Annotated in this window: 7 protein-coding genes; 2 read left to right on the forward strand and 5 right to left on the reverse strand. The window is 41.6% G+C overall.

What is annotated here, in order from left to right; translation table 11 throughout:
- Nucleotides 1–2: 2 nt before the first annotated feature.
- Nucleotides 3–191, forward strand: coding sequence for a hypothetical protein (locus IQ229_RS12155; RefSeq protein WP_194044016.1), 189 nt, complete (start codon nucleotides 3–5; stop codon nucleotides 189–191).
- A gap of 154 nt (nucleotides 192–345) precedes the next feature.
- On the opposite strand, the gene IQ229_RS12160 is transcribed toward IQ229_RS12155, so the two are convergent.
- The 5 genes from IQ229_RS12160 to IQ229_RS12180 all read right to left on the reverse strand — a co-directional run bounded on the left by IQ229_RS12160 (nucleotide 346) and on the right by IQ229_RS12180 (nucleotide 4,319).
- The gene (locus IQ229_RS12160; RefSeq protein WP_194044017.1) at nucleotides 346–852 is read right to left on the reverse strand and encodes a TniQ family protein; all 507 of its coding nucleotides are present in this window, start codon (nucleotides 850–852) and stop codon (nucleotides 346–348) included.
- Nucleotides 852–1,688: a TniB family NTP-binding protein gene (locus IQ229_RS12165; protein WP_194044018.1), complete on the reverse strand. Its 837-nt coding sequence runs from the start codon at nucleotides 1,686–1,688 to the stop codon at nucleotides 852–854. The genes IQ229_RS12160 and IQ229_RS12165 overlap by 1 nt, the downstream gene beginning before the upstream one ends.
- A gap of 3 nt (nucleotides 1,689–1,691) precedes the next feature.
- The gene (locus IQ229_RS12170) at nucleotides 1,692–3,371 is read right to left on the reverse strand and encodes a Mu transposase C-terminal domain-containing protein (RefSeq protein WP_194044021.1); all 1,680 of its coding nucleotides are present in this window, start codon (nucleotides 3,369–3,371) and stop codon (nucleotides 1,692–1,694) included.
- Nucleotides 3,372–3,648: 277 nt separating this feature from the next.
- The gene (locus IQ229_RS12175) at nucleotides 3,649–4,068 is read right to left on the reverse strand and encodes a type II toxin-antitoxin system VapC family toxin (protein ID WP_194044023.1); all 420 of its coding nucleotides are present in this window, start codon (nucleotides 4,066–4,068) and stop codon (nucleotides 3,649–3,651) included.
- Nucleotides 4,065–4,319 carry a FitA-like ribbon-helix-helix domain-containing protein gene (locus IQ229_RS12180; RefSeq protein WP_194044025.1) on the reverse strand — a complete coding sequence of 85 codons (255 nt, stop codon included), beginning with the start codon at nucleotides 4,317–4,319 and terminating at the stop codon, nucleotides 4,065–4,067. Before IQ229_RS12180 ends, IQ229_RS12175 begins: the two co-directional genes overlap by 4 nt.
- 303 nt (nucleotides 4,320–4,622) lie before the next feature.
- On the opposite strand from IQ229_RS12180, the gene IQ229_RS12185 reads away from it, so the two are divergent.
- Complete coding sequence (locus tag IQ229_RS12185; RefSeq protein WP_228013415.1) at nucleotides 4,623–4,973, forward strand: hypothetical protein; 351 nt, start codon at nucleotides 4,623–4,625, stop codon at nucleotides 4,971–4,973.
- The last annotated feature ends 219 nt before the right edge of the window (nucleotides 4,974–5,192 follow it).

Consider the following 5,192-nt stretch of genomic DNA (forward strand, 5'->3'; position numbering starts at 1 on the left):
ACATTGAAAAGCTAAATCCTTGGTGTATAGTCCGCCATTTTCCTAGTATGCAACATCAAATAGTTGCTCGTTTTCGTCGCCGCAGTGACGCAGAGGCTCATTCACAAGCTCTACACCGGCTGATACCAAGTGCAACTTTCACAATCATTTTCAATCCAGCAGTCGAGCAACCAGAGCAAATTACTCCATGATTCTGTCGTTCTGGAAGTCAACTTAACTTGTAGCGAATTCTCCTGTTTGTTGAAACATACGATATCCCCCCCTGCTCCTTTTTTTCCATGAAAGCACGGGGGGATGATTTGTAGCTAACATTTGAAAAGTACTACTATGTTTGCAAAAACTCCGTCATCGATAAAACTTTTGATACTTTACCATATCGGCAAAACTCAGAAAACATCGGTGACACCAACCATCTACCCACACTGCTGGAATCTTAAATCTTGCCCCACAGTTTGGACATTCTGACAACAAAATTAATTGGTGGCGATCGCACCCCTGTATCACCTTCAACTGCCATTCAATCTTGTGACATGGGGACTCGGTATAACAAGCAGCACATAACCGAATCGGCTCCATTTTCATTCCCACCCCAGTAGGTGGTAACATCTGCACTAACCTATCGACATCAACCCCCACTACAACAGCCAATGCTTCCAACTGCTGCTGAGAAGGAGGGGGATTAAACCGAAACTTTTCCCATCGGGCGATCGCACCGCCAAGTCCTGCTGCTTTACCTAACCCAGTAGGCGTTAAATCATTTGCTCGTCGAAAGCGTCCTAAAAAGTGGCTTAAACTTTCTCTTTCTAAAGGTTCTATTTGAAACAGCCAAGTTTGAATCTCTACCATTTCCATTATTTGTACTCCGCAGCTACTTCCTTCAGCGTTTCCAAATCAACCTTCTGTAATCCTTTCTTCAATGCCCGAATGGCTGCCTCCCTGAGAATCATATCCAGCAGACCAATGTAACCACCAGTTGCTTCACCCAAAATCTTAAGCATTGTCTTACTGGAAAGATTAGAAGCAACTGGCAGTCTTAAAATTTGCCGTTCCCAAATTTCTACTGTTCGTTTAAAATCTTCTCCTGACAACCTACCAAATCTATGACCAGCTTGAAAGCGGCGTTTAACTTGTTCATCCCTTCCAATGACAGCATCTAAACGATCAGTACCCACTAAGACAACAGATATTTCTAATTCTTCACCAATGTCTCTTACATCTTTAAATGTATTCGGCTTCAAGCGGTCAGCCTCATCAATAATTAAACTTTCTACCCCACAGCCTTTAAGAACCCGCCGAGTCCGTTCTCGAATTTCTGCAACTGTTCCCTTCGTCATTTGATATTTTAAATGTTCAATAATTAACCTGAATAAATCCTTAGAGCTGCATTCTGGAGAAGCTGAAATGTAAGCAACAGGAACTGTTGGAGGTTTACCTGGCTGTTGCGTTGGTTTATGTCTTAACCTGTAAGCATCACAAGCAATAGTTTTGCCTGTACGTGACTCTCCTAAAATTCGACAACACTGACGTGCTTGACGCTTTCCTTCTAGCCATTCATGGAGAATCTGCACTTGCTCAAGTGGGATAAAACTCTTTCGGTTCAATCGTTGAATTTCTGCTTGTAGTTTTTCATTATTTTGTGGAATATTACCTAATTGTTGAGCTACTTCTTGTGCTGGTTTGGAATTCATATTCTAAAACCCGTAATCTTCACGCATTTGTTCGTAATCAAACACCTCTGGCATCTGGTATTGTGTCTCACCGTCAATAGATGCCACGTCTATTTCTTCTGCTTCAACGGGCAAAGGTTTTTTAGCTTTTTGAACTACAGCTTGTTCTGATTTTTGGCGTTCCTTTTTGGTTTTCTTTTGGGTCAGGAATGTTTCGCGATCGCGTACCTCTGCCAACATTGAGCGATTGCTAATCATCTTCCCTGCTTGCCGAATCTTACGACTACTAGCTTTAGCCTCATCCAAAGATAATTGCTCAGTCTCCAACTCCTGAGCAAATGCCCTAGCTAAAAACTCTTCTTTATTACCCTTTTGGCGGTAAACCAAAACAGTTGTAATGTCTTTGGGGTCATAGCGCAGTACAACGCTTTCACCTGCATAACCTGCCAAATTTTCTCCCCGATACGTCAGATTTTCAAATTGCAGATATCCACCTCTATAAATGGAGCGTCGAGTTTGCTTCATCAGGCAAATACGTAATTCCTCTTCTGAAATTACATTAGGAGAAGCAATTAATCCTGCTTCCCAACGTTGATAACGGGTTTGATCGCCAAGACGCGCATCAGGGCGTTGATTATATTTGTCCACGATGTAGCGCACAAACTTATGTTCCAACTCCCGTAAAGTCAGACAAGCCTCTTTCTCAGCTTGCTCTGGGCGTTCCTGCACATTTGATCCTGTGTATCCCGGCATATTAGAAAAGAAGTCGGTGTTAAAAGTGCCAAAAGGACGCTCAACAATACCACCTTCACTGGGGCGATCGCGTAAATGACAAACAAATCCTAATTGCACACCTATCTGTTGCAAATGGTTTGAGCGAAAATCTTTACCACCATCGGTATAAAAATGTTCTGGTTTTCCGTAGGTTCCCCATTGTTCATGGAGTCCATATTCTGACCCATACTGCTTTGGCAAAATTGCATGGCGCAGTGCTAATGCTACTACCTGAGAACTCGGAGCATCAAAGCCTAAGTTTATCCCTATGATGCAACGGGAGTAAGTATCGACAACTGTTGTCAGCCAAGGACGACCCAAAAGTTCACCATGCTGATCTACCAGCAATAGGTCTACACGAGTATGGTCACACTGCCAAACATGGTTGCTATATTCTACTGATAAGTCTTTGCCATCGCGGGTTTTAACTGATAATCGAGAACCATGCCAACCTCGACTTCTAACACCTGCTTTTTGTTCTTGCTGCTCAATAATCGGTTGTAGAACTCGATACACAGTCCTATAGCTGGGATATTTTTTTTGTCCTAATTCAGCCGCCCTTGCTTGTACTCTGATTGCCACTTGTTGGGGAGTAATTCGCTTACTACCTTTATTGCCTTCCTTATAAGTTTTAATGATGAACTGTTGCCAATCAGTGTCTATTCGATGTTTGCCTTTGTCAGCCCGTGCCGTAGTTTGAAGTGCAGCTAAACCTTCCTCTTCCCATTTTTTTACCAGTCGCCGTACCGTTCGCACAGACTTGCCTAGTTTGGCTGCGACCTCCCTTTGTCTTTCTCCATAGGTGATGCGATCGCATGGTTCTAGTAATTGCTGAATTATATCCAGCAAATGCCTATCATCTGCTGAGAGTTCCGTCACAATCTCATCCTTTTCTGCCTCTTGATCGCTATTGGTATGATCGTCCAGCATTTTTACATAATTGTTTAATACAAACGTAGTTGTATTGTACTATTTAAAGGACATTTATTTTGTCAATTTTTATAAAAATGTATGCTCACAGCGTTTTTGAAGAAAGGACAGATATTTTGTCAAAATTCCAAAAGAGGACAGGTATTTTGGCAATAAGCCTCTAGTAGCCCATTTTCAGCCTAAAATAGTAAAACCCTTACTTGATAAGGGTTTTAAGCTAAATATTTTTGAAGACATTAATTTGTCAAGTGGTCATTTAATTTGGCAAACGACACCTTTAAATATTCTCCACCCATAAAAGATTACTTGCGTAGCTACTGGTTTGCAGTGCGTTATAAAATTTTTTGTTTGCTGTTACCATCTGGCGTTGTTGAGTAATAGCAAGGGCTAAGTATAAACTGTCATACACTGCGCGATCGCTCTGAAGGGCAATATTTAAAGCAAGTGGCATTAAAGGTTGAGATAAGTACACCTCTACAGGAACTGCATTTAAATCTGCTAATATTTGTCTTGCATTTTCAGCTGTGTCTTCACCACGACGGACTCGTTTCCACAAGACGTTTCCCACTTCTGGGAAGAAAAAATCTGGAACTAAGAAAGTATGATTACTTGCTACTAAACGCCTAGCTGCATCAGAGTAGACTTCAGGGATGAACCACTTTATCGCAATGCTAGCATCTAAAACATACTGACTCACCGTTCTCTATCCTCGCGGATAAGTTCAGTACTATCACTAAAAATTTTTCCTGTATATCTAACTTGAGCGCGTGCTACAGCTTCTCTGGTTCTTTCCATGTCGCCGCCAGTGCGGTAATGTGTCGCTTTTTCAGCCGCTTGTTGTAGGATCTGCTTTAGTTCTTCTTGCAAAGACCTACCGTGTTGTTTGGCAAGAGTTTCTAGCTTTTCTAGAATAATGGGATCTAAATTTTCAACTAAGATTTGAGCCATAATTCTATGGTTGTTTTTTCGCTGCTTTTATTCAAGATTTAAAATTAGTTTAGCAAGTGTAGACGCAAGGCAGCTTGTCTTGAGACATCACAATATTTCTATAAAGCTAGGCTCCAGTTCTTCAGGCTTACAAATCGAACCAAGGAAACTTCTGAGGGATTTACACCACCTGAGCTTTACGCTAAAAATATACCAACTGGGGCTTATAGCGATATTTATTCTCTGGCAGCTACTTTATATGTACTTTTAACTGGACAAACACCAGTCAGTGCGCTGAAACGTAAGATTGACAAAGCTCGTTTAGTGGAACCGAAAGACCTGAATAATCTGGTTACTGATCGCACCAACCGCGCAATTCTAACAGGGATGAAGCTAGATCCTAAAGAGCGTCCTCAATCAATGCGAGAATGGCTCGACTCTTTGGGGTTGACTGGGGAAACTCCTCAGCCTGTCTCAACTGTATCTTTTAACACTAACTCAAATTGGGAGCGAAAAATTCAGGTTTGGGGAGTGGTGATAGCTGCGATCGCAGCTATTGGAGGTATACTCGCAGGTATGGGAGCGATGGCTGGTTGGATTCCTTATTTCAACTCACCTCCGTCTTCCAATCCACCATCGCTATCTCCCAGCCCGTCATCTACCAAAACACCATAGATTTAGGTAAACTGTCATCAGGACACTAATGTTAATGATTTTGACTCATATCCAAATTACTCAAGGATGTTTGGAAAACTTGTTTTATATTTTTTGAGCATATCTTAATTACGAATTACGAATTAAGAATTACGAATTACGAATTATCAGAGGTATTCATGCCCAGGATAGGACAACAATTGCAAAATGGCAAATATGTAATTGAGACAGTCCTGGGAC

Origin of the sequence: Nostoc cf. edaphicum LEGE 07299 (assembly GCF_015207245.1) — a bacterium.
Lineage (GTDB): Bacteria > Cyanobacteriota > Cyanobacteriia > Cyanobacteriales > Nostocaceae > Nostoc > Nostoc edaphicum_B.